This is a genomic window from Streptomyces sp. CB01881, assembly GCF_002953255.1.
GTDB lineage: Bacteria > Actinomycetota > Actinomycetes > Streptomycetales > Streptomycetaceae > Kitasatospora.
Map to the genome: position 1 here is coordinate 10,722,341 of NZ_CP026498.1, position 1,045 is coordinate 10,723,385.

Below are 1,045 nucleotides of genomic sequence, written 5' to 3' on the forward strand. Positions count from 1 at the left end.
GTTGAGCAGGGGCCTCACCTTCCGCCACGGGCGGTGGAGCCTGCGGCTGCACACGATCCTGCAGGCGGTGGCGCTGATGCTGGCCGGCCGAGCCGGCGCCCGACTGTCCGACGTCCTCAGCTCGAAGGTCAGCCGCTCCACCCTGCTGCGGCTGATCCGCGCGATGCCCGATCCGCAGACCACGACACCACGAGTACTCGGAGTCGACGACTTCGCCCTACGCAAGGGCCACGTCTACGGCACCGTGCTGATCAACATCGAGACCCGCCGCCCCGTCGACCTGCTGCCCGACCGCGAGGCCGCCACCCTCGCCCGCTGGCTGACCGAGCACCCCGGCGTCGAGGTCATCTGCCGCGACCGCGCCACCGGCCATGCCGAAGGAGCCCGCCTCGGCGCACCGAACGCGGTCCAGGTCGCGGACCGCTGGCACCTGTTCCACAACCTCACCGAAGCCGTGGAACGCTGCGTCACCCGACACTCCACCCAACTGCGCGAACCTGCCCACGTCCCCACCCCGAGGAATCCGCGGCTGCCCTCGCCGAACTGGAACAGATCACCGCGACAGCGAAAGCAGACCGGGGCGCCCACCGCTACGCGGACCGCACCCGCGAGCGGCACCAGGCCGTACACACCCTCCTCGACCAGGGCCTGTCCCGGCGGGAGATCAGCCGCCGACTGGGCCTGGCCCGCGGCACAGTGCGCAGGTTCGCCCGCGCCGGTGCCCCCGAGGAACTCGTGGTCGGCAAGTGGCAGGGCCGCACCAGCGTCCTGGACGACTACAAGCCCTACCTCCACCAGCGGTGGCAGGAAGGCTGCACCACCGCGAAGACGCTCTTCGACGAGATCAAGGCCGCCGGCTACACCGGCGGCCTGACGGTCCTGCGCGACTTACCTGCGACCCCTGCGGTCCGGCGCCCAGCCACAGGACCGCTCCACCCGGCCGCCCTCGGTCCGCGACGTGACCAGCTGGATCACCCGCCACCCCGACAGCCTCACCACCGACGAGACCCTCAAGCTCAAGGGAATCCTCGCCCGCTGCCCGCAG

Annotated in this window: 1 protein-coding gene; it reads left to right on the top strand. The window is 71.5% G+C overall.

Annotation, left to right across the window (positions count from 1 at the left end; translation table 11 throughout):
- Positions 1-874 (top strand): transposase (locus C2142_RS42085; protein WP_206671098.1); only part of this gene is annotated, 874 nt, incomplete at its 5' end.
- Positions 875-1,045: the final 171 nt, after the last annotated feature.